This window comes from Propylenella binzhouense (assembly GCF_009866965.1).
GTDB classification, from domain to species: domain Bacteria; phylum Pseudomonadota; class Alphaproteobacteria; order Rhizobiales; family Afifellaceae; genus Propylenella; species Propylenella binzhouense.
The window spans coordinates 1-2,205 of the sequence record NZ_SPKJ01000198.1 but is presented as its reverse complement, the minus strand read 5'-3'; the positions used below and the strand labels follow the sequence as shown (position 1 = coordinate 2,205).

General features: G+C 69.7%; 2 protein-coding genes. One reads left to right on the top strand and one right to left on the bottom strand.

Going from position 1 to position 2,205, the window contains the following annotated elements:
- Positions 1 to 83 precede the first annotated feature (83 nt).
- Positions 84 to 743: a ribosome biogenesis GTP-binding protein YihA/YsxC gene (yihA, locus tag E4O86_RS22830; RefSeq protein WP_161142836.1), complete on the bottom strand. Its 660-nt coding sequence runs from the start codon at positions 741 to 743 to the stop codon at positions 84 to 86.
- A gap of 170 nt (positions 744 to 913) precedes the next feature.
- On the opposite strand from yihA, the gene E4O86_RS22825 reads away from it, so the two are divergent.
- Positions 914 to 2,149, top strand: coding sequence for a S1 family peptidase (locus E4O86_RS22825; RefSeq protein ID WP_161142835.1), 1,236 nt, complete (start codon positions 914 to 916; stop codon positions 2,147 to 2,149).
- Positions 2,150 to 2,205: the final 56 nt, after the last annotated feature.

The window sequence follows — 2,205 nt, the reverse complement described above, 5'->3', positions numbered from 1 at the left end:
GCCTCATCGATCTCTTCCCACCAGCCGAATGCGCCAACTACTTCAAAGCGGCAGGGTATGATGCAACCTGATCGGATTCCGCTCTAGCCGGCGAAGGCGGCGATCTCGGCCCTGAGGGCGTCGAGCCCCGCCCCCTTCTCGCTCGACGTGGCGATGATCTCCGGATGCGCGGCCGGGCGCTTGCGGATCGCCTCCGCGGTCGCCGCGCGCACCGCCTCGAGCGCCGAGGCCTTGATCTTGTCCGTCTTGGTGAGGACGACCTGGTAGGACACCGCCGCCCGGTCGAGCTCGTTCATGACGGTCGTGTCCGACGCCTTGAGGCCGTGCCGCGAATCGACCAGCACGAAGACCCGTTTCAGCGGCACGCGTCCGCGCAAATAATCGTGGATGAGCGCGTTCCACGATTCCACCGCCTTCTTCGGTGCCTTCGCGAAGCCGTAGCCCGGCATGTCGACGAGCGCGACCGGCGGCAGCGCGTCCGGATCCGCGTTCGGCGGGTCCGGGACGAAGAAGACGAGCGCCTGGGTGCGCCCCGGCGTGTTCGAGGTGCGCGCGAGATTCGACTGCCCCACCAGCGCGTTGATGAGGCTCGACTTGCCGACGTTGGAACGGCCCGCGAAGGCGAGCTCCGGCGGGCCTGCGGGCGGCAGCGCCGCCATGGCCGGCGCTTCCGTGACGAAGCGCCAGGGATGGCGGAAGAGGTTCTCCGGGCCGGGCGCGGCGGGTGCGGCCTCAGCCGGCATGGCGCGCGCCGCCGAAAGGTCCGCCCGCCCGCGGCCGGGCACCGGCTTCGCGCCCGGCGGGGGGATGGTCCGTGGCGGATGAGCGATTCATGAAGCGGCTTCTTTTCTGCTGTCCGGCCCGCCGACACCTGCTAATTTGGCGGCGGGGCAAGGCATGCCGGGGGGTGCGCATGTCGGGGAAACTGATCTTCACCATCCTTGTCGCGCTGTCGGCGTCGCTCGGAGCGGTGCGGGCGTCGGCGGAGGGAAAGTCGGCGCAGATCCTGGCGGCTGAGGCCACCACTTTATATCAGGCGGCTGCCGCCATTGTCGACCCGCAGGAGCGGGGCCGTCTCCTCTTCCTGGTCGAGCAGCGGCTCGACCAGATCAGCACGGGCTGGCCGCAAAGCGTGCTCGCGGCCCAGATCGCCTTCGGCCAGTTCGAGGGGATCGACGTGGCGCGGCTGCGCGCGGAGGCGGAACACTGGGCGGCCGCGCATCCTTCGGATGCCACCGCCCTCGCTTCGGCCAGAAGCGCCGCCGGCCCTGCGCCGGACAGGGCCGGGGGCCTCGTTCCCCATTTCGGCGGCCCGCCCGTCCCCTCCTTCCTCCCGGACCCGGCCGGGACACAGAAGCCGCCGGCCGGCGGCGGCCCGCCCGCGGCGGGCGGCCGCAAGGTCGAGATGGCGCGGCTCGAGCAGGTCGACCTCGTGCGCAAGCTGCGCGATTCCGTGGCGTTCATCTACGACCCCGTGAAGGGCGGCTGGGGCACAGCCTTCTTCATCGATCCGACCCATGTGATGACGAACACCCATGTCGTCGCAGGCGGCTCGCGCTTCGTCGTCGCCAACCGCTCGATGGGGGTGAAGTCCGCCCATGTCCTCTTCAAGGGCATGAACTCCGAGGGCAACGGCATCGATACCGCCGTGCTCGAGATGGACGGCTGGTCGAACCCGGCCTTCCTCGCCTTCGCGCAGCCGGAGGATCTCGTGGAGGGCGAGTCGGTGACGATCGGCGGCTATCCCGGCCTCGCGCAGCGCTACGACAAAACCTACGACCAGTTCATCTCGCTCATCGACGAGAACAGCCTCCCGACCACCGACATGATCCCGAACGTCAAGTTCGACTTCGGCTACGTGCAGTCGATCTTCGTCAACAAGCTCGACGGCACCGAGAACGTCCAGAACAGCATCACCGGCACCGGCGGCTATTCCGGCTCGCCGATCATCAACCAGTGCGGCTATGTCGTCGCCCAGCACTATTTCAGCGACCGGCTGTCGCTCGATCCGGGCAAGGGCGCGACGACCGTCGACACCGCGAAGTTCAGCTATGCGCTCTCCGCCCGCGAGGTGACGAAGTTCCTGCGCGCGGCGAACATCCCGTTCACCGCGGCGCCCGGCATGTGCCCGACCGGATCGCCGGGCTGAGGGCGGCGAGCGGGGCCCGCCCCGCGGCGGGCGCGACCCGGCACCGGCCGCGCGGG

Excerpts from the sequence above, each read along its gene's own strand:
- E4O86_RS22825 (WP_161142835.1), top strand. The coding sequence starts at position 914 with ATGTCGGGGAAACTGATCTTCACCATCCTTGTCGCGCTGTCGGCGTCG.
- yihA (WP_161142836.1), bottom strand. The coding sequence starts at position 743 with ATGCCGGCTGAGGCCGCACCCGCCGCGCCCGGCCCGGAGAACCTCTTC.